Source organism: Streptomyces sp. NPDC090032, from assembly GCF_044748025.1.
Classification (GTDB): domain Bacteria; phylum Actinomycetota; class Actinomycetes; order Streptomycetales; family Streptomycetaceae; genus Streptomyces.
Map to the genome: position 1 here is coordinate 103156 of NZ_JBIVFF010000019.1, position 21271 is coordinate 124426.

Annotated in this window: 19 protein-coding genes; 11 read left to right on the forward strand and 8 right to left on the reverse strand. The window is 71.2% G+C overall.

Going from position 1 to position 21271, the window contains the following annotated elements:
* Positions 1-9: 9 nt before the first annotated feature.
* Positions 10-597: a TetR/AcrR family transcriptional regulator gene (locus ACIPWY_RS36060; RefSeq protein WP_393705318.1), complete on the forward strand. Its 588-nt coding sequence runs from the start codon at positions 10-12 to the stop codon at positions 595-597.
* Positions 598-719: 122 nt separating this feature from the next.
* Here ACIPWY_RS36060 and ACIPWY_RS36065 read toward each other — a convergent pair whose 3' ends face one another.
* Complete coding sequence (locus ACIPWY_RS36065) at positions 720-1601, reverse strand: alpha/beta fold hydrolase (protein ID WP_393705317.1); 882 nt, start codon at positions 1599-1601, stop codon at positions 720-722.
* 229 nt (positions 1602-1830) lie between these two features.
* Here ACIPWY_RS36065 and hutH point away from each other — a divergent pair, with 229 nt between their 5' ends.
* Positions 1831-3369 (forward strand): histidine ammonia-lyase, encoded by a 1539-nt coding sequence (hutH, locus tag ACIPWY_RS36070; protein ID WP_362908320.1) that lies wholly within the window; start codon positions 1831-1833, stop codon positions 3367-3369.
* 229 nt (positions 3370-3598) lie between these two features.
* Here the strand turns inward: hutH and ACIPWY_RS36075 are convergent, their stop codons facing one another.
* Positions 3599-4399 (reverse strand): IclR family transcriptional regulator, encoded by an 801-nt coding sequence (locus ACIPWY_RS36075; protein WP_362908319.1) that lies wholly within the window; start codon positions 4397-4399, stop codon positions 3599-3601.
* 215 nt (positions 4400-4614) lie between these two features.
* Here ACIPWY_RS36075 and ACIPWY_RS36080 point away from each other — a divergent pair, with 215 nt between their 5' ends.
* Positions 4615-6168, forward strand: a complete 1554-nt coding sequence (locus ACIPWY_RS36080) for an acetolactate synthase large subunit (RefSeq protein ID WP_401536618.1) — start codon at positions 4615-4617, stop codon at positions 6166-6168.
* Between the two features lie 146 nt (positions 6169-6314).
* Entirely contained in the window at positions 6315-6698 is a 384-nt protein-coding gene (locus ACIPWY_RS36085; protein WP_362908413.1) for a PaaI family thioesterase, read from the forward strand.
* A gap of 86 nt (positions 6699-6784) precedes the next feature.
* On the opposite strand, the gene ACIPWY_RS36090 is transcribed toward ACIPWY_RS36085, so the two are convergent.
* Positions 6785-7456, reverse strand: a complete 672-nt coding sequence (locus tag ACIPWY_RS36090) for a GntR family transcriptional regulator (protein ID WP_401536620.1) — start codon at positions 7454-7456, stop codon at positions 6785-6787.
* 98 nt (positions 7457-7554) lie between these two features.
* Here ACIPWY_RS36090 and glyA point away from each other — a divergent pair, with 98 nt between their 5' ends.
* The 6 genes from glyA (at position 7555) to purU (ending at position 15125) form a co-directional block, all read left to right on the forward strand.
* A complete protein-coding gene (gene glyA, locus ACIPWY_RS36095; RefSeq protein ID WP_401536622.1) occupies positions 7555-8919 on the forward strand; it encodes a serine hydroxymethyltransferase in 1365 nt (454 codons plus the stop codon).
* A complete protein-coding gene (locus ACIPWY_RS36100) occupies positions 8916-10136 on the forward strand; it encodes a sarcosine oxidase subunit beta family protein (RefSeq protein WP_401536624.1) in 1221 nt (406 codons plus the stop codon). The genes glyA and ACIPWY_RS36100 overlap by 4 nt, the downstream gene beginning before the upstream one ends.
* A gap of 14 nt (positions 10137-10150) precedes the next feature.
* Positions 10151-10456: a sarcosine oxidase subunit delta gene (locus ACIPWY_RS36105; protein WP_362908314.1), complete on the forward strand. Its 306-nt coding sequence runs from the start codon at positions 10151-10153 to the stop codon at positions 10454-10456.
* Positions 10453-13323, forward strand: coding sequence for a sarcosine oxidase subunit alpha family protein (locus ACIPWY_RS36110; RefSeq protein WP_401536626.1), 2871 nt, complete (start codon positions 10453-10455; stop codon positions 13321-13323). The genes ACIPWY_RS36105 and ACIPWY_RS36110 overlap by 4 nt, the downstream gene beginning before the upstream one ends.
* Entirely contained in the window at positions 13316-13945 is a 630-nt protein-coding gene (locus tag ACIPWY_RS36115) for a sarcosine oxidase subunit gamma (protein ID WP_401536628.1), read from the forward strand. Before ACIPWY_RS36110 ends, ACIPWY_RS36115 begins: the two co-directional genes overlap by 8 nt.
* 250 nt (positions 13946-14195) lie before the next feature.
* Entirely contained in the window at positions 14196-15125 is a 930-nt protein-coding gene (purU, locus tag ACIPWY_RS36120) for a formyltetrahydrofolate deformylase (protein ID WP_362908311.1), read from the forward strand.
* A gap of 23 nt (positions 15126-15148) precedes the next feature.
* Here the strand turns inward: purU and ACIPWY_RS36125 are convergent, their stop codons facing one another.
* Positions 15149-16099: a LysR family transcriptional regulator gene (locus ACIPWY_RS36125; RefSeq protein ID WP_362908310.1), complete on the reverse strand. Its 951-nt coding sequence runs from the start codon at positions 16097-16099 to the stop codon at positions 15149-15151.
* A gap of 13 nt (positions 16100-16112) precedes the next feature.
* Positions 16113-16952, reverse strand: a complete 840-nt coding sequence (locus ACIPWY_RS36130; protein ID WP_401536655.1) for an EamA family transporter — start codon at positions 16950-16952, stop codon at positions 16113-16115.
* Positions 16953-17101: 149 nt separating this feature from the next.
* On the opposite strand from ACIPWY_RS36130, the gene ACIPWY_RS36135 reads away from it, so the two are divergent.
* The gene (locus tag ACIPWY_RS36135; protein WP_362908308.1) at positions 17102-17986 is read left to right on the forward strand and encodes a LysR family transcriptional regulator; all 885 of its coding nucleotides are present in this window, start codon (positions 17102-17104) and stop codon (positions 17984-17986) included.
* Between the two features lie 55 nt (positions 17987-18041).
* Here the strand turns inward: ACIPWY_RS36135 and ACIPWY_RS36140 are convergent, their stop codons facing one another.
* Genes ACIPWY_RS36140 through ACIPWY_RS36150 form a run of 3 tightly spaced genes read right to left on the reverse strand, consistent with a single transcriptional unit; the run spans position 18042 to position 21217 of the window.
* On the reverse strand, positions 18042-19148 hold the full coding sequence (locus tag ACIPWY_RS36140) for a FecCD family ABC transporter permease (protein ID WP_401536631.1): 1107 nt from the start codon (positions 19146-19148) through the stop codon (positions 18042-18044).
* A complete protein-coding gene (locus tag ACIPWY_RS36145; protein WP_401536633.1) occupies positions 19145-20158 on the reverse strand; it encodes a FecCD family ABC transporter permease in 1014 nt (337 codons plus the stop codon). Before ACIPWY_RS36145 ends, ACIPWY_RS36140 begins: the two co-directional genes overlap by 4 nt.
* 9 nt (positions 20159-20167) lie before the next feature.
* Positions 20168-21217, reverse strand: coding sequence for an iron-siderophore ABC transporter substrate-binding protein (locus ACIPWY_RS36150; RefSeq protein WP_401536635.1), 1050 nt, complete (start codon positions 21215-21217; stop codon positions 20168-20170).
* Positions 21218-21271 lie beyond the last annotated feature (54 nt).

Here is a 21271-nt window from a genome sequence, read left to right on the forward strand (position 1 = left end):
ACTAACGCGATGAGCCGATCCGCCCCAACCCCCTCACCCCCCTCACCGCGACGGCAGGAACTGCTGGAAGCGGCGTACGCCTATGCCCTGCGCAGCGGCCTGGGCGAGCTGTCCCTGCGTCCGCTGGCCGAGGAGATCCACTCCAGCCCGCGCGTACTGCTCTACCTGTTCGGCAGCAAGGACGGCCTGATCCGCGCCCTGCTCGCGCGAGCCAGAGCCGACGAACTCGCACACATCCAGCAGGTCCACGCCTCACAGGACGGGTCGCAGGGGCTTCAGTCGGTCGCTCGGGAGCTGTGGCGATGGCTTTCCGACGAGGCTCACCGCGGGCTTCTGACGTTGTGGGTCGAGAGCTACGCCCGTTCCCTCATCGAACCCGACGGCCCGTGGGCCCGCTTCGCCCGCGACACGGTCGGCGACTGGCTGGCGCTGCTCGCCTCCAGCCAGTCCGCCGCGCTGCGTGACACCGAGGCCGCTCTCACCCAGCGCACCCTCGTACTCGCGGTCCTGCGGGGCGCGATGCTGGACCTGCTCGCCACCGGCGAGACCGCGCGCACGACCTCGGCGGTGCACCGGCAGCTGGACGCGTTGGGGTGACACGGGCGGCCGGCCGCGACCTGACGCCTGGGCACGGCGCGCTCACCGCTCGCGCTCCTGCCGTCAGCAGAGCTTGTGTGCAGCACTCCCACACGGCACACCACCCTGCCCCGACCGTGTGCTCAGGCGGTGTGCGCCTGCACCGCGTCGATGATCTCGGGCCAGAGCTCCCGCGGCCGGTCGTGGCCCATGTCCGGGATCAGCAGGAGCTTCGCTCCGGGTACGAGTTCCGCGGTGCGTTCCCCTCCGCTCGGGGTGATCAGCGTGTCGTCCAGGCCGTGGATCACCAGAGTCGGCAGCCGAAGGGGCCGAAGTGCCTCCGCTCGCGAGCCGTCGAGGATCATCGCTCCGAGTTGACGCCCGACGCCTGCCGGGTAGTACGCGCGGTCGTAGCTGTCGGCGGCCAGTTCACGAAGGAGCGCGGGGTCGCCATATCGTCGGGAGGCCCACACCAGTTCCCGCTCCGCCGCTGCGACGTACCCCTCGCGGTCTGCCGGCTTCGGACTCAGGAGTACCGCTTGGGCCTCGGGAGCGGCCTGGCCGTATTCGGGTTCGCCGGTGGAGGACATCATCGAGGTCAGGCTCAGCACCCGCGCGGGCCGGGTGATCGCCATCTTCTGGGCGATCATGCCGCCCATCGAGGTCCCGACCACGTGGGCGCGTTCCATGCCGAGCGCGGTGAGCAGGTCGAGGCCGTCGGCCGCCATGTCCGCCAACGTGTACGGCATCACGGCGAGGGCGGAGGCAATGTCTCCCGAGCTCACGGCGGCGATGAACCGGCCCATGTCGACGGGGTGGCCGTCGAACTTGGTGGACAGGCCGCAGTCGCGGTTGTCGTATCGGATCACGTAGCGACCACGGGCGGCCAGTGCACGGCAGAAGTCCTCGTGCCAGGCGATCATCTGGGCACCGAACCCCATCACCAGTAGAACGGGTGGGTCGGAAGGATCACCGAACGTCTCGTACGCGAGGGACATTCCGGGCGAGACTTCGGCAATCGGCATGCCCTGATCTTCTCAGCATCGGCTGTCACCTCTGCGTGCCGGGCGGGTGGCAGCGGTCGACACCCCCGCCGCAGGCCTCGTACGAGAAGAGCCGGGAGCCCCGCACAGACACTCCGCACACTCGCGATCAGCACGGAACTCCGGCGCAACGGTCAACTGTCTGGAATCCCAGACAGTAACCCTCCGCAGCCACTGACGAAGGCCTTCCGCTTTCGGGCTTGATGGAGTCATGAACGAAACCTTCGTAGGGGTCGGCCCCCTCTCCGTCGCCGATGTCGTGTCCGTCGCCCGGCACGGGGCCCGCGTGACCCTCACCCACGAAGCCCTGGGAGAGATAGCCCAGAGCCGGAAGGTGGTCGAGAACCTCGCCAACGACGTCGTGCCCCACTACGGCGTCTCCACCGGCTTCGGCGCCCTGGCCACCCGCCACATCCCGCTGGAGCTGCGCGCGCAGCTCCAGCGCAGCCTGGTGCGCTCGCACGCCGCCGGGTCCGGCGCCGAGGTCGAGCGCGAGGTCGTCCGCGCCCTCATGCTGCTGCGCCTGTCGACGCTCGCCACCGGCCGCACCGGCGTGCGCCCCGACACCGCCCAGGCCTACGCCGACCTGCTCAACGCCGGCATCACCCCGGTCGTCCTCGAGTACGGCTCGCTCGGCTGTTCCGGCGACCTCGCCCCGCTCGCCCACTGCGCCCTCGCCGTCATGGGCGAAGGCCAGGTGCGTGACGCGAAGGGTGACCTGATGCCTGCCGCGGACGCCCTCGCCGCCGCCGGACTCTCCCCCGTGACGCTGCACGAGAAGGAGGGCCTGGCCCTCATCAACGGCACCGACGGCATGCTCGGCCAACTCGTCATGGCCGCACACGACTTGCAGTTGCTGCTGCGCACCGCCGACATCGCCGCCGCCATGAGCGTCGAGGGACAGCTCGGCACGGACGCCGTGTTCGCCGCCGACCTCCAGGCCCTGCGCCCGCACCCGGGCCAGGGTGCGAGTGCCGCCAACCTCACCGCCCTTCTGAAGGGTTCGGAGATCGTGGCGAGCCACCGCGGTCCCGAGTGCACGCGGGTCCAGGACGCGTACTCGCTGCGCTGCACCCCGCAGGTCCACGGCGCCGCCCGCGACACGCTGGCGCACGCCGAGACGGTCGCCTCGCGTGAGCTGGCCAGCGCCATCGACAACCCCGTCGTCACGCCCGACGGGCGCGTCGAGTCCAACGGCAACTTCCACGGCGCGCCCGTGGCCTGCGTCCTGGACTTCCTGGCCATCTCCGTCGCCGACGTCGCCTCGGTCAGCGAACGCCGCACCGACCGCTTCCTCGACGTCGCGCGCAACAACGGCCTGAACGCGTTCCTCGCCGACGACCCGGGCGTGGACTCCGGCCACATGATCGCCCAGTACACCCAGGCGGGCATCGTCTCCGAGCTCAAGCGCCTCGCCGCGCCCGCCTCGGTCGACTCGATCCCCTCCAGCGCCATGCAGGAGGACCACGTCTCCATGGGGTGGGCCGCGGCCCGCAAGCTGCGGCGCGCCATCGACGGCCTGACCCGCGTGGTGGCCGTGGAGATCCTGACCGCGGCCCGCGCGCTCGACCTTCGTGGCCCCCTGGCCCCCGCGCCCGCCACGGCGGCCGTCCTGGCCGGTCTGCGCCGCGACGTCGAGGGCCCCGGCACCGACCGCTACCTCGCTCCCGAGATCGAGGCCGCCGTGCAGTTCGTGGCCACCGGCGGTGCCCTCGCCGCCGCCGAGTCGGTGACCGGCCCGCTGAGCTGAACCGTTCGGACTGGTACCTGTGACCGTCCGGACCTGGTGCCTGTGACCGTCCGGACCTGGTTCCTGTGACCGTCCGGACCTGGTTCCTGTGACCGTCCGGACCTGGTTCCTGTGACCGTCCGGACCTGGTTCCTGTGACCGTCCGGACCTGGTCCATGTGACGGGCCGACCTGGTCCGAACAAGACCGAACTCCCGCCGTCGGCCCGTCCGGCGGCGGGAGTTCGGTTTCTACGTGAGGCGTCCCGCCACCTGCGTACGAGCGGTTGCGTCGGCCACCCCGCCGATGCGCCGGCTCAGTTCGTTCGCCGTACGGGTCACCTGCGCGGCGATCCGCCGCTCTTGCTCCGCACCGACCTCGTCGCCGGGAAAGGTGACCGCCACACCGGCGACGGGGTGGGCGCTGTGGTCGAGGACCGCGGCCGCCACGGACGCGAAGCCCGGTGTCACCTCGCCGTCCTCGGTGGCGTACCCGCGTCGGCGTACCTCCACAAGGAGTTGGCGGAGCGCGGTCAGCGAGCCGGGACCGAACTCGTTACGCAGGACAAAGGCCGACGCGTCCGGGAACAGGGCCCGCACCTGTGCCTGCGGCAGACGCGCAAGGACCGCCCGGCCGCTTGCGGTGAGGTGGGCCGGCAGCCGCACACCGACCTCGGTGACCAGGGGGGAACGTCCCGGCGCCCGTTCCTCGATCACGTAGATGACCTCCCGGCCGTGGAGTACGGCGAGGTGCGCGTTGTGGCCCGTGCTGTCGACGAGCTTCGCCAGCGGTACCCGTGCCAGGCGCTGGAAGGGCGCCTGCCTGCTGTATCCGGAGGCGAGTTCGAAGGCGCTGACACCCAGTCCGTAGCGTCGCTCCTCCTGCAGGTGCACGACGAAGCCTTCGCGCGCCAGGGTGTCGAGCAGGTGGTACGTCGTCGAGCGGGGGAGCCCGACGTCGCGGCTGATCGCCGCGGCGGGTACGGGCCCGGCCTGGCCTGCGAGATAGCGGAGGATGGCCAGCACCTGGGCGGCGGCGGGAACGGGAGACATACCGGGAGGTTACGTCCGCACGCCCGCGCCGCCGCGGGCCACCCCTTCGAAGTCCGGGATACGAGGCGCGCACCAAGGTCAACACCTCGACACAAGATTACCGACCGCTTAGTATCCGCAGGCAGCGCACGCAACCCCTCGCGTACCCCCAACAGACAGTCGCCGGCCGTCAGCCCTGGCAATCAGCGCGGGCGGTCCCGACGGAGAGGCCGCCCATGAACGGCGCGCAGTCGCTGATCCGTACCCTCGTCCGCGCCGGTGTCGAAGTGTGCTTCGCCAACCCCGGCACATCGGAGATGCACTTCGTCGCCGCGCTCGACTCCGTGCCCGATATGCGGGGCGTGCTCGGCCTGTTCGAGGGCGCCGTCACCGGGGCCGCCGACGGATACGCACGTATCGCGGGGAAGCCGGCCGCCACCCTGCTCCACCTCGGCCCCGGCCTCGGGAACGGGCTGGCCAATCTCCACAACGCGCGCCGGGCCCACACCCCCATCGTGAACGTCGTGGGCGACCACGCCACCCACCACAAGAAGTACGACGCCCCACTGGAGTCCGACATCGAGCCGGTGGCCGGTTCGGTCAGCGGCTGGGTACGGCGCAGCGACCGGGTCGCCGAGGTCGGGGCCGACGCTGCGGCCGCCGTAGCGGCGTCGATGGAGGCACCGGGACAGATCGCGACACTGGTCCTGCCCGCCGACGCGTCCTGGGACGAGGGCGGCCTGGTCGCCGAACCGGTGTCCCTGCGTACGCCATCGGTTGCCGACCCGCAGACGGTGTCGTCCATCGCCGACATCCTGCGCAGCGGCGAACCCGCCGCGCTGCTGATCGGCGGCGAGGCCTGCCGTGCGCCCGGGCTCCTCGCGACCAGCCGCATCGCGAATGCCACCGGTGTGCGCGCACTGGTGGAAACCTTCCCCGCGCGGCTGGAGCGCGGCGCGGGCCTGCCCGCCATCGAGCGCCTCCGCTACCTCGCCGAGCAGGCCGTCCGCCAACTCGACGGCGTCAAGCACCTGATCGTGGCGGGCACGCGCTCCCCGGTGTCGTTCTTCGCCTACCCCGGCAAGCCGAGCGACCTGGTTCCGGAGGGCGCCCAGGTGCACACCCTCGCCGATCCTTCCCAGGATGTGGTCGCTGCGCTGGAAGCGCTGGCCGACCAAGTGGCGGCGGACACCTTGCCGACCCTGGCCGAGCCGGACCGCCCGCCGCTGCCGAGCGGCCCCCTCACCGCGAACAACTGGGCCGAAGTCATCGGCGCGCTGCTCCCCGCCGGCGCGATCGTCTCGGACGAGGCGAACACGTCCGGCGCGGCCCTGCCCGCGGCGACGGCCGGCGCACCCCGGCACGACGTCCTCACGCTGACCGGCGGCGCGATCGGGCAGGGCATCCCGGTCGCCACCGGGGCGGCGATCGCGGCCCCGGACCGGCCGGTCATCAACCTGGAGGCCGACGGCAGCGCGATGTACACGATCTCGGCCCTGTGGACCCAGGCACGCGAGAACCTCGACGTCACCACCGTCATCCTCAACAACAGCGCCTACGCCGTACTGCGCCTCGAAATGCTGCGGGTCGGCGCCGACCTCTCTGGCCCTGCCGCGAAGACGCTGCTCGACCTCTCCTCCCCCGACCTGAACTTCGCCAAGATCGCGGAAGGCATGGGCATCCCCTCATCGCGGGCGACGACCTGCGAGGAACTCGCCGAGCAGCTCCGCCGCGCACTGGCGGAACCGGGCCCCCATCTGATCGACGCCGTGGTCCCGCCCCACTTGTAGTGTGCTGCTCCAAATGGGCTCACAGCGCTCACAGACAGAACCGCACATCCGATGAAGGAGAACATGTGAAAGGCCATGAGCTGCAGGAACAGGCGAGCACCGAGGTGCAGGAGCGCATCCGGGCCAGTTTCGACCGGCAAGGGCTCATGGCCCACCTCGGCGCACGGCTCACCCGCATCGCGCCGGGCGTCGTGCACATCGCGCTTCCGGCCCGGCCTGAAGTCACCCAGCAGCACGGCTACTTCCACGCCGGTGCCACCAGCGCCATCGCCGACAGCGCCGGCGGCTACGCGGCCTCCACGCTGTTTCCTGAGCCTGAGAACAGCGAAGTGCTCACCGTCGAATACAAGATCAACCTGGTCGCGCCCGCCGTCGGCGATCACCTTGAGGCCGTCGGAACCGTCCTCAAGGCCGGACGCCTCCTGACCGTGTGTCAGCTGGAGGTCTTCGCCGTCCAAGAGGACGGCACACGGAAGCTCGTGGCCAACGGGCAGCAGACACTGATACGGGTGAGCGGAACCGAGCAGTGAGCACGCAAGGACCGTAGCCCCCTCCGCGACCGACGATCAGCGAGCGGGCCTCGCCGACGAACAGCTCGACGCGGCACGAACCCTGGTCAGATGGCGTCGCGCACAGCCCGTTCGAATCCCTCGACATGCGCACGGGCGATCTGGGCCGCCGCTTCCGGCTCACCGGCGACGATCGCGTCGATCAGCGGCCCGTGCTCCTCGACGTGACCGGCCATGTCGGCGAGCCGGTCGATGAACAGGCACCAGATACGCGTGGCCAGGTTGTCGTGGCGGATCAGGGTGTCTTCCAGGTACGGGTTGTGCGTGGCGGCGTAGACGGCGCGGTGGACCTTGAGGTCCAGGTGCATCAGCTCGGCGGCGTCGCCCTGCCGGGGGTCCACACGTTCCAGCTCCCGCCGGACGGCCGTCAGGGCCGCACGGTCCTCGGCCGTGGCCCGCCGCGCCGCCCGTGCGGCGGCCAGGGGCTCCAACTCCAGGCGGACTTCGGAGATATGGGCCAGGTCGGTGATGTTGACGTCGGTGGCGAAGGTGCCGCGTCGTGGGTAGGTCGTGACGAGGCGCTCGTACTGGAGCCGCTTGAGGGCCTCGCGCACCGGCGTGCGGCCGACGCCGAGGGAGTGCGCCAGCTGGTCCTCGTTGATGGGCGCGCCGGGGCGGATGTCGAGCATCACGAGCTGGTCGCGGATGGCGCGGTAGGCGCGCTCGGCGAGGGACAGTTCCTCTCCACCGACCGCCGGCTCGGTCGCCACGTGCTGCATGAGGCTGGCCCCCTTGACCCGTCCATCGAGGTCCCATACCTTACCGCACAGACTGATATATCAGTTGCTCATTAGTCGGCTCTCAGAATGGTGCGCAGATGGCAACGGAAGCCCAGTCGATCACCACGCCTACGATTCCCGCTTCACTCCACGCCCCGCTCAGCGAGCTCGACCCGGACGTCGCCGCCGCGATCCACGCCGAGCTGCTCCGTCAGCAGTCGACGCTGGAAATGATCGCGTCGGAGAACTTCGCTCCCGCCGCCGTCATGGAGGCCCAGGGCTCGGTGCTGACCAACAAGTACGCCGAGGGCTACCCCGGCCGCCGCTACTACGGCGGCTGTGAACACGTGGACGTCATCGAGCAGTTGGCCATCGACCGGGTCAAGGACCTGTTCGGCGCCGAGGCCGCGAACGTGCAGCCGCATTCGGGCGCCCAGGCCAACGCCGCCGCGATGTTCGCGCTCCTCGGTCCGGGGGACACGATCCTCGGCCTCGACCTGGCGCACGGCGGTCATCTGACCCACGGCATGCGCATCAACTTCTCCGGCAAGCTCTACAACGTCGTGCCGTATCACGTGCGCGAGTCCGACCTTCGTATCGACATGGACGAGGTCGAGCGGCTCGCGCGCGAGCACCGGCCCAAGCTGATCGTCGCCGGCTGGTCGGCCTACCCCCGCCGCCTCGACTTCGCCGCGTTCCGGCGGATCGCCGACGAGGTGGGCGCGTACCTGATGGTGGACATGGCGCACTTCGCGGGGCTCGTCGCGGCGGGCCTGCACCCAAGTCCCGTTCCGTACGCGGACGTTGTCACGACCACCACCCACAAGACTCTCGGCGGCCCGCGCGGCGGGGTGATCCTCAGCCGGGCCGCTCTCGCCAAGAAGATCAACTCCGCGGTCTTTCCCGGGCAGCAGGGCGGCCCCCTCCAGCACGTCATCGCGGCGAAGGCGGTGGCCTTCAAGGTGGCGGCGGGCGAAGCGTTCAAGGAGCGCCAGCAGCGCACCCTGGACGGCGCGCGCATCCTGGCCGGGCGCCTGCTCAGCGACGACGTGGCCGAGGCCGGGATCACCGTGCTGACCGGCGGCACCGAGGTCCACCTGGTCCTTGTCGACCTGCGCGACTCCGCGCTCGACGGGCAGCAGGCCGAGGACCGCCTGCACCGCGTCGGCATCACCGTCAACCGCAACGCGGTGCCGTTCGACCCGCGCCCGCCGATGGTCTCGTCCGGCCTGCGCATCGGCACCCCGGCGCTCGCCACGCGCGGCTTCGGCGCCGAGGAGTTCCGTGAGGTCGCCGACATCATCGCCGGGGCGCTCAAGCCCGAGCGGCTGAGCGAGGAGCGCGCGGACCTGCTGCGCGACCGGGTCGAGAAGCTCGCCGGAGCGTTCCCCCTCTACCCCCGCCTGCCCAACAACCCGTCCCCCCTGCCGCACCCGTCCCACCCGAACGGAGAGACGGCATGACCGCCGAGCCGCTCCCGGAGCATCCGGATTTCCTCTGGCGCAATCCCGAGCCGCGCTCCTCGTACGACGTCGTCATCGTCGGCGCGGGCGGTCACGGCCTCGCCACCGCCTACTACCTCGCGAAGGAACACGGCATCACCAATGTCGCCGTTCTGGAGAAGGGCTGGCTGGCCGGCGGCAACATGGCGCGCAACACCACCATCATCCGCTCCAACTATCTGTGGGACGAGAGCGCGGCGATCTACGAGCACGCGCTCAAGCTGTGGGAGGGGCTCCCGCAGGAGCTGGACTACGACTTCCTCTTCAGCCAGCGTGGGGTGCTCAACCTCGCGCACACCCTCCAGGACGTCCGCGAAGGCATGCGCCGCGCCAACGCCAACCGCCTCAACGGAGTCGACGCCGAGTGGCTCGACCCGGACCAGGTCGCCGAGGTCTGCCCCATCCTCAACGTCTCCCCGGACACCCGGTATCCGGTGCTCGGCGGCACGTTCCAGCCGCGCGCGGGCATCGCCAAGCACGACCACGTCGCCTGGGCGCTCGCCCGCCGCGCCGACGAGATGGGCGTCGACCTGATCCAGGGCTGCGAGGTCACCGGCTTCCTCAAGGACGGCGAGAAGGTCGTGGGCGTCGAGACCAACCGCGGCCGTATCCTCGCCGGCCGGGTCGGCCTCGCGGCGGCCGGGCACAGCAGCGTGCTCGCCGAACGGGCCGGGATCCGCCTCCCCGTCCAGTCCCACCCGCTCCAGGCGCTGGTCTCCGAGCTCCACGAGCCGGTGCACCCGACCGTCGTCATGTCGAACCACGTCCACGTCTACGTCTCCCAGGCGCACAAGGGCGAGCTGGTCATGGGCGCGGGCGTCGACTCGTACAACGGCTACGGCCAGCGGGGTTCCTTCCACGTGATCGAGGAACAGATGGCGGCCGCCGTCGAGCTGTTCCCCGTCTTCGCCCGTGCGCATGTGCTGCGGACCTGGGGCGGCATCGTCGACGTCACTCCGGACGCCTCGCCGATCATCAGCGCCACTCCCGTGGAGAACCTCTTCGTCAACTGCGGCTGGGGCACCGGTGGTTTCAAGGCGACCCCGGCCGCCGGCTGGACCTTTGCCCACACCGTCGCGACGGGTGAGGCGCACCCGCTCAACGCCCCCTTCGCCCTCGACCGCTTCACGACGGGCGCGCTGATCGACGAACACGGCGCCGCGGCCGTGGCCCACTGAGAGGAGGCACCGCGATGCTGCTGATCACCTGCCCATGGTGCGGTCCGCACAACGAGAGCGAATACCACTACGGGGGCCAGGCCCACGTCCCGTACCCCGAGAACCCCGCCGACCTCGACGACCGGCAGTGGGCCGAGTACGTCTTCTACCGCGACAACCCGAAGGGTCCCTTCGCCGAGCGGTGGATGCACAGCCACGGCTGCCGCCGGTGGTTCAACGCCCTGCGGGACACGGTCAGTTACGAGGTGCTCGCCACCTACCGGCTCGACGAGCCGCGTCCCGAACCCCGCGTCACCGACCCGGCCGGAGAGCAGCGATGACCGACCAGCAGTTCCGGCTCGGCGACGAAGGCCGCGTCGACCGCACCACCTTCGTCCACTTCACCCTCGACGGACGGGAGTTGACCGGTCATCCCGGCGACACCCTCGCCTCCGCCATGCTGGCCAACGGCATCGTGGAAGCCGCCCCTTCGCTCTACCTCGGGCGCCCGCGCGGCATCGTCTCCGCAGGCGTCGAGGAGCCCAACGCCCTGGTGCAGCTGGACGGTTCGCACTCGGAGGGCATGCTCCCCGCGACGACCGTGGAGCTGTACGACGGCCTGTCCGCACGGACCCTGTCCGGAATGGGGCGGCTCGACCCGACCCCCGACTCCGCCGTCTACGACAAGAAGTACGTCCACACCGACGTCCTGGTCGTCGGAGCCGGACCGGCCGGGCTCGCAGCCGCCGCTGCCGCCGCGGACTCCGGCGCGCGCGTGATCCTGGTGGACGACCAGCCCGATCTCGGTGGAGCACTGCTGTCGGGACGCACGCAACTCGACTGGGTCTCCGGCCTCCGCGCGTCGCTCGACGCCGCCTCCGAGGTCACCGTCCTGACGCGCACCACCGCGTTCGGCAGCTACGACGACAACTACGTCCTCGCGCTTCAGCGGCGCACCGACCACCTGGGAGCCGATGCCCCCGACCCGTCCTCGGGGGTCTCGCGCCAGCGGCTGTGGCACATCCGCGCCCGCCAGGTCGTCCTGGCGACCGGCGCGCACGAGCGCCCGCTGGTCTTCGCCGGGAACGACCGCCCCGGCGTGATGCTGGCCGCTTCCGTGCGCACGTATCTCAACCGGTACGGGGTGGCCCCGGGCAGGCGAGCCGTGGTAGCCACCACGAACGACAGCGCGTACGACACGGTCGCCGATCTGCGCGCCGCCGGGATCGACATCGCCGCCGTCGTGGACGCACGCCCCGAACTGTCCCAGCGGGCCGCCGAGACCGCCGCGGCGACCGGGGTTCGGGTGCTGACGGGCAGCGCCGTCGTCGACACCGCGGGCGAGTCCCGTCTCACGGGCGTGACCGTCCAAGCCCTCGACTCCGACGGTCAACTCATCGGCGAGGGGGAGGCGTTCGACTGCGACCTGCTCGCCGTCTCGGGCGGCTGGAGCCCGGTCGTCCACCTGCACAGCCAGCGCCAGGGCAAGCTGCGCTGGGACGACGACCTGGTCGCCTTCGTCCCCGACGGCACGGTACGCGACCAGCAGATCGTCGGCGCGGCGCGTGGGACGTACGGTCTCGACGGGGCTCTGGCCGAAGGCGCACGGGCGGGCGCGCTGGCGGCGACAGAGGCGGGGTTCCCCGTCCCGGTACCCGCGGCGGCGTCCGAGGACCCACGCCCCGATGTCCGCGCCCTGTGGCTGGTGCCCTCCCCCGCCGGCGAACCCGGCGGCTGGGACACCCACTTCGTCGACCTCCAGCGCGATGTCACCGTCGCCGACGTCTGGCGGTCCACCGGCGCCGGCATGCGCGGCGTCGAGCACGTCAAGCGCTACACCTCCCTCGGTACGGCGAACGACCAGGGCAAGACGTCCGGCGTCAACGCGATCGGCGTGATCGCCGAGGCCCTCGGCGCGGGCGCGTCACCCGGCGAGATCGGCACCACCGCCTACCGGGCGCCGTACACGCCCGTGGCCTTCGCCGCACTGGCCGGACGCGAGCGCGGAGACCTCTTCGACCCGGAGCGCACCACCTCCATCCACGGCTGGCACGTCGCCCACGGCGCGGAGTTCGAAGACGTCGGGCAGTGGAGGCGGCCCTGGTACTACCCCCGGTCCGGCGAGGACATGGACGCGGCCGTCGCGCGCGAGTGCCGTGCGGCCCGCGAGGGCGTGGGGTTCATGGACGCGACCACCCTCGGCAAGATCGAGATCTGGGGCGCGGACGCGGGCGAGTTCCTCAACCGCGTCTACACCAACGCCTTCAAGAAGCTGAAGCCCGGCATGGCCCGCTACGGCGTGATGTGCAAGCCCGACGGCATGATCTTCGACGACGGCGTGACACTGCGCCTCGACGAGAACCGCTACTTCATGACCACCACGACCGGCGGTGCCGCCGGGGTCCTGGACTGGCTGGAGGAGTGGCTGCAGACCGAGTGGCCCGAGCTCGACGTCCACTGCACGTCGGTGACCGAACAGTGGGCGACGGTCGCCGTCGTCGGCCCGAAGTCACGTGACGTCATCGCGACACTGGCCCCCGAACTCGACGTCCGTGCCGAGGCGTTCCCCTTCATGGCCTTCCGCGAGACGACGCTGGCCTCGGGCATCCCGGCCCGCGTCTGCCGGATCTCCTTCTCCGGTGAACTCGCCTTCGAGATCAACGTCTCGTCCTGGTACGGCCGGGCCGTCTGGGAGCAGGTGTACGAGGCCGGGCAGCCGTACGACATCACTCCGTACGGCACCGAAACCATGCACGTCCTGCGGGCCGAGAAGGGGTTCATCATCGTCGGCCAGGACACCGACGGCACCGTCACCCCTCAGGACGCGAACATGGACTGGGTGGTCTCCCAGCGCAAGGACTTCATCGGAAACCGGTCCTACTCGCGTGCCGACACCGCGCGCAGCGACCGCAAGCAGCTGGTCGGCCTGCTGCCGGCCGACCGTACGACGCGGCTGCCCGAAGGTTCCCAACTCATCGCTCAGGACACCCCGTTGACGCCCGAGGCCGGGCCGGTCCCGATGCTCGGCCACGTCACTTCCAGCTACCACAGCGCGGCCCTCGGCCGTCCCTTCGCCCTCGCTCTCGTCGCCGGGGGCCGGGCGAGGATCGGCTCGACCCTGCTCGCCCCGGTGGGCGACGACCTGGTGCCCGTCGAGGTCACCGACTCCGTCCTCTACGACCCCGAAGGGACCAAGCGCGATGGCTGAGCCCCAGAACGATGCGAGGACCGGCCCGTTGGCGCTGCGTGTGAGCCCGCTGGCGCACCTGGCGCAGCGCATGAACGACGCCGCCGTCACCGGGTCCCGCGGCATCACGCTCACCGAACGGCCCTTCGCCACCATGGTGAACGTGCGCGTCAGCCCCGCCTCCGCGGCGGCGGCCCGCCTGGAGAAAACGCTGGGAGCACCGCTCCCCCGCGAGTACGGCGAGACCACCTCATCCGGCGCCCACACGGCGTTCTGGCTCGGCCCCGACGAGTGGCTCGTGCTGTCCCGGGCGGAAGCGACGTCTGTGGCCGCCGAGTTGAGGGAGGCGCTCGCCGCGGATCCGGGGTCGGTCGTCGATGTCTCGGCGAACCGCACCACCCTCGAACTGAGCGGCCCGGTCGCCCGGCAGGTGCTGGAGAAGGGCTGCCCGCTGGACCTGCATCCTCGGGTCTTCGGTCCGGGCCGGGCGGTGTCGACCACGGTGGGGCCGATCACCCTCCTGCTCTGGCAGGTCGACGACGGGCCGACGTACCGGCTGCTGCCGCGTTCGTCCTTCGCCGATTACCTGGCGCGCTGGCTCATCGACGCGATGAGCGAATACCGCGGCCCGGAGCTGCCTTGACCGCGTCGAGCCCTTCGACGTGCAGGCGGTCGGCGTCGGCCCCTCCTCCCGCACGGTGGGGCCGATGCGGACGGCCCGGCGCTTCGCCGGACGCCAACTTCACGCCGACGCCGGCCCGGTCACCTCACGCCAACGGACCGTCTCGACGTGGTCAGCACGTCCCTGCGCGACACCGGCCGGAACAGGAAGGCCGCATGTCAGGAGGCCGCCCGTGGCGGCCTCGCCGTCAACGTCACCGAATGCTCACACCATGACTGATGCCCCGGCTTCCGCCGCGTCCCCCGCCCCCTCGCCGACCGCCTCCTCGCCGAGGGACCCCGCCTCGGCAACAGTCGAGCACGTTCTCACCCTCGACTGCCCCGAGGCGCCCGGCATCGTGCACGCCGTCTCGCAGTTCCTCGTCGACCACGGCAGCGACATCATCGACAACCAGCAGTTCGGCGACCGCCGGGACGGCCATTTCTTCATGCGGGTGCACTTCGCCGCAGCCGGCGGCGAGAACACCACGCAGGCCATGCGTGACGATTTCGCCGTCGTGGCCGCCCCGCTCACCATGCGGTGGCACCTCGAACCGGTCGGCACCCGCCGACGCGTGCTGATCATGGTGTCGCGCTACGACCACTGCCTCAACGACCTGCTCTTCCGCACCCGCAGCGGTGACCTGCCCATCGACGTGGTGGCGGTCGTCTCCAACCACCGCGACCACGAGGCACTCGTCACCTGGCACGACATCCCCTTCTTCCACGTGCCGGTCACGGCGGCGATCAAGCCCCAGGCCGAGGCCCAACTCCTGGAAATCATCGACTCGTTCGACGTCGACCTGGTCGTCCTCGCGCGCTACATGCAGGTGCTCTCCGACGGCCTGTGCGCGCAGCTGCCCGGCCGACTGATCAACATCCACCACTCGTTCCTGCCGAGCTTCAAGGGTGCCAAGCCCTACCACCAGGCCCACGAGCGCGGCGTCAAGCTCGTCGGCGCGACGGCCCACTACGTCACAGCCGACCTCGACGAAGGCCCGATCATCGCCCAGGAGGTCATCAGCGCCGACCACAGCCACACCCCCGAGGACCTGGCCGCCATCGGCCGCGACGCGGAATCGGCAGCCCTGGCCCGAGCCGTCCGCTGGCACTGCGAAGGCCGCGTCTTCGTCAAGGGAAGGCGGACGGTGGTACTCCGCTGAGGGGCGGACACCTGCCTCGGGTCTCACGACCTTCTGGCCGTCCGCATTCTCCAAGTCGGTTCCCAGACGTCGGCGTCCGGGGTCTTCGCTCGCGTCGCGTCCAGGTGGGCGCGGAACGCGTCGAGCGCCGGGTGCCGATTGTCGCCGCGCCAGATCAGCGACATCGGGTAGACGGGCGTCGGGTTCCGCACCGGAATGCGCCGCAGGTCGTAGCTGTCGGGCCAGAGATAACGGGACCCCTCACCCACCAGCGTCGCCAGGTCGGCGGAGTCGGCGATCTCGTCCAGCAGCGCCTCGTTCCCGAAGACGGGCCCGACGACGTCGATCGTGAGTCCGAACGCGGCGGCGAATTCGTCGTAGTAGTCGGCCCACTCGGTGCCGGGTGCCATGCCGGGCATCCAGATACGGTGTCCGGCGAGCTGGGCGGGCGTGACGCTGTCGGCGTCGGCCAGGGCGTGGGAGGGTCCGACGAGAAGCTCGTGAGCGTCGTCGACCACCCGGGCGGTCCTGATCGAGGCCGGCAGCTGATGCTCCGGGACTGTGATCGCGTGGAACGTGGCATCGATCGTCCCGGCCACGACAGCGGCGATCGCCGTGTCTACGTCGGCGTTCAGGGTCACGACGTCGAGCTCGATGTCAGGACGCGTGCGATAGAAGTCCTGCAGGAGCACCGCCGCGGAGATCCGCCGGTTGATGACGTCGACGCGCAGGGCGCGCCGGCCGGGGCGCACGGAGGCGTCGGCCCGGTCCTCCGCCCTCAGGAGTTCACGGGCGTGGGGCAGGAACGCCTGGCCGTCGATGGTGAGCTCGGCGCCGCGCGGTGTGCGGGTGAACAGGCGCACTCCCAGATACTTCTCCAGCACGGCGATGCGCTTGGAGACGGCTTGCTGGGTGATCGAAAGGGCTGCCGCGGCTTCCTGGAACTGGCCGGCGTCCGCAGCCGCGACAAAGGTGCGCACAGCGTTGAGATCCACCCGCCCACTCTATTCACCCGGCGCCCGGGTGGCCGCGACGGGCCGGAGGGTGGTGCGCTGCCGTGCCCACCGCCGCGGCGTTCGCGGCGACGATCACGGCGATGGCCGTCCATGACAGCGGGTCGAGGTGCTGGCCGAGTACCAGGAGGCCCACCAGTGCGGCGCACACCGGGTTGACGCTCATGAAGATCCCGAAGAAGTGGGCGGGGACGCGTCGCAGTGCGAGCAAGTCGGTGAGGAAGGGCACCGCGGAGGACAGCACGCCGGCTGCCAGGGCGCACAGGAGCGAGGCCGCGGTGGGCCGGTGCAGGCACAGCACGGTGATGCCGACCGGCACGTAGAGCGCGCCGGAGACCAGTGCGGCGACCGCCGATCCCCCGATCCCGGGCAGGCGCTGCCCCACGGTGCGGTTGAGCAGGATGTAACACCCCCAGCACACGGCGGCCAGCAGAGCCAGCGCGATGCCGAGGTAGTCCGTGCTGGGCTGAGGTCGGGTGAGGACCATTACTGCCGCGCCGGCGACGAGGGCGCAGACCAGGTCGACGCGACGGCGGGAGCCCGCCAGGGCGACGGTGAGCGGCCCGAGGAATTCCAGGGTCACCGCCAGGCCGAGGCCGACCCGGTCGATCGCCATGTACAGCGTCAGGTTCATGGTCGCGAACACCACCGCGAGTCCCACCACCGGCCGCCACTGCGCGGCGGTGAATGTGCGCAGATTCGGCCGCCCGACGCTCAACAGCACGCCGGCTGCCACCCATTGGCGCACCGCGACCACGCCCACCGGCCCCAGAACCGGGAAGGCGAGTGCGGCGACAGACGCTCCTAGCTGGTTGGACAGGCCGCTGCCCAGCATCAGGGCCACCCCGGACCAGCGAGGGGAGGTCACCTGCGGTGCGGTGGTCACGGTCGGCTCCGCGCGAGCGTCGGTCTCCATGACGCGACCATCCGCCTCCCGCCCTCATACGCAAAATGCATCTGATGGCGTACCTATACGCTGGACGTATGGATGGTTCTCCGGATCTGGAGCTACGGCACCTGCGTTGTCTGGTCGCGATCGTCGACACCGGCAGCTTCACCGACGCCGCGATCGAACTGGGCGTCTCCCAGGCGTCGGTCTCCCGCACCTTGCTGGCCCTGGAGAGGATCCTCGGCGTACGACTCCTGCACCGCACCAGCCGTACGGTCACCCCCACCACCGCCGGCGTGGAGGTCCTGGCCGGCGCCCGTCACATGCTCGCCGAGGCCGACGAACTGGTCCGGCGGGCCACCACCGGTCACACCCGCCTGCGCATCGGACACGCCTGGTCCGCGATGGGGCGGCACACTGGCGAGTTCCAGCGCCGCTGGCGCGACCGCTACCCGGACGTGGAGCTCCACCTGATCCGCCACAACACCCCCACCGGCGGGCTCGCCGAGGGCCTGTGCGACATGGCCGTCATCCGTACCGCCATCGACTCCCGGCGCTACGCTCACGCCCTGGTCGGGTACGAGCGCCGCTACCTCGCCCTCGCCTCCGACGACCCGTGGGCCAGACGCCGCAGCATCCGCCTGTCGGAGATCCGCGAGCGCACCGTCGTGGTGGACCGCCGCACCGGAACCACCACTCTGGACCTGTGGCCCGACGGGGCCCGCCCCGACGTGGAGTACACCCAGGACGTCGACGACTGGCTCGCCGCCATCGCCACCGGCCGCTGCGTCGGCGTCACTCCGCAGTCCACGGCCACGCAGTACCGTCGCGACGGCATCGCCTATCGCCTTGTACGCGACACCGAACCCGTCCCGGTCCACCTCATCTGGCCCCAGCAGAGCCCGCATCCCGCCACCCACGCCGCCGTCGCCCTGCTGGCCGACCTCTACCGGGACGACACGCAAGCCCCGAGGACGTGAAGCAGAACGCAGGATCCGCGGACCAACTCCCATGACACAGCGAAAGATTCGTGGACTAGCGGTGCGACCTGCCGAGCAGCCACAGCAGATACGGCGCCCCGACCAGCGCGGTCAGCGCACCCACCGGCACTTCGAGCGGTACGAGGACCAGGCGGGCGGCGAGGTCGGCCGCCGTCAGCGTCACTGCCCCCGTCAACGCGGAGCAGACGAGTGGGAGTTGGGGTGTGCGGGTCAGTAGGCGCGCGAGCTGCGGCGCCGTGAGGGCGACGAACCCGATGGGACCCGCGGCGCCGGTCGCGCTCGCCGCGAGGACCACGCCGATCGCGGTCAGGCCGAGCTGGGCCCGGCGCACCCGGAAGCCGAGCGCGGCGGCCATGTCCGGGCCGAGCCCGAGGGGGCGCAAGGCGCGACTCGCCCACACCAGGGCCGGCAGGCTGAGCAGGAGGACGAGTCCGAGCGGCCCCGCCTGGTCCCAGCCGCGCCCGTTCAGGCTGCCGGTCAGCCATAGTTTGACGATCTCGGCCTGCTCCAGCTCGCTGTCGGTGAGATAGAGCTGGACCACGGCGGAGAGCGCGACCCCTACGCCGACTCCCGTCAGCACGAAGCGGCTCGACCGCATCCCGCCCCGCCACGCGACGGCCCACACGAGGGCGGCGGCAGCGATCCCCCCTGCCACGGAGACGACGGGCAGTGCGCCCGGGGACGAGACGATCCCCGTCGCGAGTGCGAGGACCGTGGCGGCGGCAGCCCCGTGACCGACCCCGATGACGTCGGGTGAGGCCAGCGGATTGCGGGTCACGGACTGCACCAGCGCCCCGGCCGCCCCGAGCGCGAGCCCCACGAGCGCCCCGAGGACGATCCGCGGCACGCGCAGTTCACGTACGACGAGGGCGTCCGGCCCCTTGCCGCCGCGCAGGATGTGGAGCACTTCCGCCGGGGAGACCCAGCCCTGCCCGGCACAGGCGGCGAGGGTCATCACCGCGGCGAGCAGGAGGCACAGCCCGGCCGCCACGACTGCGGAACGCCGGTGCCAGAGAAGGGAGTTGCCGCGTGCGCGCAGAACGCGCAGCCCCGCGGACCGGGGATAGGAGGAGTGCGGTCCGGGGGGCCCAGGACGCGCGGACGGCGTATCTGCGGCCCAGGTCGACGGTCCCACGCTCACTCCTCCCCCACTGTCCGGCGGCCCCGCACGAGCCAGATCAGCACCGGCACTCCGACGAGCGCCGTCATCACTCCGGCCGGCACCTCGCCCGGGGGCCGCACCACGCGCCCCGCCACATCGGCACCGACCAGCAGACAGGCACCCAGCAGCGCCGACAGCGGAAGCGTCCAGCGGTGTCCGCCGTTCACCAGCCGCCGGGCCAGGTGGGGTACGGCGAGGCCGACGAACGCGATGGGTCCGGACGCGGCCACCGCGGCGGCCGTCAGTAGCGTCGCTCCGAGCGCCGCCGCGATCCGCACCCGGTGAACCCGGTGCCCGAGCGCGCGGGCCGTGTCGTCACCGAGGGCAAGCCCGTCGAGGCCACGCGCACAGCACAGGACGAGCAGCGCCCCCGCGCCGAGGAACGGCAGCATCTGCACGACGGTGTCCGCGTCCCGCCCGTCGATCGCGCCGACCTGCCAGAACCGGAACTGGTCGAGCGTCGCCGAACTCGACGTCAGCGCCACCGTCGTACCGCCGGCGATCATCGCCGAGAACGCCGTACCGGCCAGCGCCAGTTTGACGGGGCTCGCCCCGCCCCGGCCGCGCGCGGCGATCACGTAGATGAGGAACGCGGCGACGACCGCGCCGCCGAAGGCCCACCACACATAGCCGGAGAAGCCGTCCGCGCGCCCGGTCGCGAGTGCCAGCACCACGCCGGCCGCCGCTCCTTGGCTGAGCCCGAGGATGCCGGGATCGGCGAGCGGGTTGCGCGTCACCCCTTGGAGCGCCGCGCCCGCGAGGCCGAGCCCGGCGCCCGCGGCGAGACCGACGGCTGTGCGGGGCACACGCAGGGAACGTACGACGAGGGCGTCGGGACCGGTCGCCGAGTGCACCAGCGCGTCGACGACGGTGCTCAGCGGTATGGGGCGCGACCCGACGGCCAGGCTGAGCGCGACCACGGCGACGGTGGCGGTGAGCGCGACCGCGGGCCAGGCCAGGCGTCGCACGGTGGGGGCGGAATCGGGCACGGGCACGTCTCAGCCGAGGTGCTCGGAGAGCTCGTCGAGGACGAGCCGGGCGGCGGTGGGGCCGGCGTTCAGGTACCAGGGGTCGTCGTCGACCTGCACGGCACGCTTGGCCTTGACACCCCGCATCGACTTCCACAGCGGCCCGGCGAGCACGTTCACCGCATCGGTCTTGGCCGCCTTGCCCTGCACCGAGTAGAAGATCCAGTCCCCGTCCGCCGTGTCGATGCGCTCGGCCCCGATGTCCTGCGAAATGGCCCTGAACTGCTGGGACTCGGGGCGGGTGAGCCCCATGTCGACGGCGATGGAACCGGTGAAGGACGACACCCCGAACATCCGCGTACGACCCGGCGAGAACCGCACCATGGACACCTCGGCACCCTTGGCCTCGGCGCCCTGCTCCTTGGTGTCGGCGGCGAAGCCGTCGAGCAGCTGCTGCGCCTTCTCCTGCTTGCCGATGGCGGCACCTACGAGCAGGAGGTCGCTCTTCCAGTTGATCCCCTGCCCCTTGGTGACGACGGTGGGGGCGATGGCGGAGAGCTTGGGATACAGGTCGCCGAGCGAGGAGTTGGCCAGGATCAGGTCCGGCTTCGCACGGGCCAGGGACTCCAGGTTGGGCGCGGTCCGCGTGCCCGCGTCGGTCATGACCCCGAGCCTCTTCTTGTCCTCCGGGAAGGCGTCTGCGAGGTAGTCGGGTACGAGGCCCGCGTTGTCGGCACGCGTGGCGGCGATCGGCACGGTCCCGAGGGTGAGCAGGTCGTCGAGCTGCCCGGTGGACAGTACGGCGATGCGCTGCGGAGCCCGCTTCAGTGCCGACTTGCCCTTGTAGTGGCTGACGGTGCGCGGAAAGACGCCGTCCTTCACGTCGCTCGCCATGCCGTCGGGCAGGGCACTCGGTGCGGCGAGGGGGCCCTTCCCGTCCGCTGCACCCGCGACGGCGTTTTTGCGCCCCTCGCCACCCTTCTTCGTCGCCTCGCTCCCGCCTCCGGACGAGGAACAACCCGCCAGGAGCCCTCCGACGACCGCCGCGGCCAGCACGACCTTCACACCACCAGCGCGCACGACGGCACACCTCCAGCTCTCCCCGTGATTAATTAGGCAAGGCTTACCTTAACC

Bases quoted from the DNA above. Each gene is read 5' to 3' on its own strand.
- ACIPWY_RS36060 (WP_393705318.1), top strand. From the start codon at position 10: ATGAGCCGATCCGCCCCAACCCCCTCACCCCCCTCACCGCGACGGCAG.
- ACIPWY_RS36065 (WP_393705317.1), bottom strand. From the start codon at position 1,601: ATGCCGATTGCCGAAGTCTCGCCCGGAATGTCCCTCGCGTACGAGACG.
- hutH (WP_362908320.1), top strand. From the start codon at position 1,831: ATGAACGAAACCTTCGTAGGGGTCGGCCCCCTCTCCGTCGCCGATGTC.
- ACIPWY_RS36075 (WP_362908319.1), bottom strand. From the start codon at position 4,399: ATGTCTCCCGTTCCCGCCGCCGCCCAGGTGCTGGCCATCCTCCGCTAT.
- ACIPWY_RS36080 (WP_401536618.1), top strand. From the start codon at position 4,615: ATGAACGGCGCGCAGTCGCTGATCCGTACCCTCGTCCGCGCCGGTGTC.
- ACIPWY_RS36085 (WP_362908413.1), top strand. From the start codon at position 6,315: ATGGCCCACCTCGGCGCACGGCTCACCCGCATCGCGCCGGGCGTCGTG.
- ACIPWY_RS36090 (WP_401536620.1), bottom strand. From the start codon at position 7,456: ATGCAGCACGTGGCGACCGAGCCGGCGGTCGGTGGAGAGGAACTGTCC.
- glyA (WP_401536622.1), top strand. From the start codon at position 7,555: ATGGCAACGGAAGCCCAGTCGATCACCACGCCTACGATTCCCGCTTCA.
- ACIPWY_RS36100 (WP_401536624.1), top strand. From the start codon at position 8,916: ATGACCGCCGAGCCGCTCCCGGAGCATCCGGATTTCCTCTGGCGCAAT.
- ACIPWY_RS36105 (WP_362908314.1), top strand. From the start codon at position 10,151: ATGCTGCTGATCACCTGCCCATGGTGCGGTCCGCACAACGAGAGCGAA.
- ACIPWY_RS36110 (WP_401536626.1), top strand. From the start codon at position 10,453: ATGACCGACCAGCAGTTCCGGCTCGGCGACGAAGGCCGCGTCGACCGC.
- ACIPWY_RS36115 (WP_401536628.1), top strand. From the start codon at position 13,316: ATGGCTGAGCCCCAGAACGATGCGAGGACCGGCCCGTTGGCGCTGCGT.
- purU (WP_362908311.1), top strand. From the start codon at position 14,196: ATGACTGATGCCCCGGCTTCCGCCGCGTCCCCCGCCCCCTCGCCGACC.
- ACIPWY_RS36130 (WP_401536655.1), bottom strand. From the start codon at position 16,952: ATGCTGGGCAGCGGCCTGTCCAACCAGCTAGGAGCGTCTGTCGCCGCA.
- ACIPWY_RS36135 (WP_362908308.1), top strand. From the start codon at position 17,102: ATGGATGGTTCTCCGGATCTGGAGCTACGGCACCTGCGTTGTCTGGTC.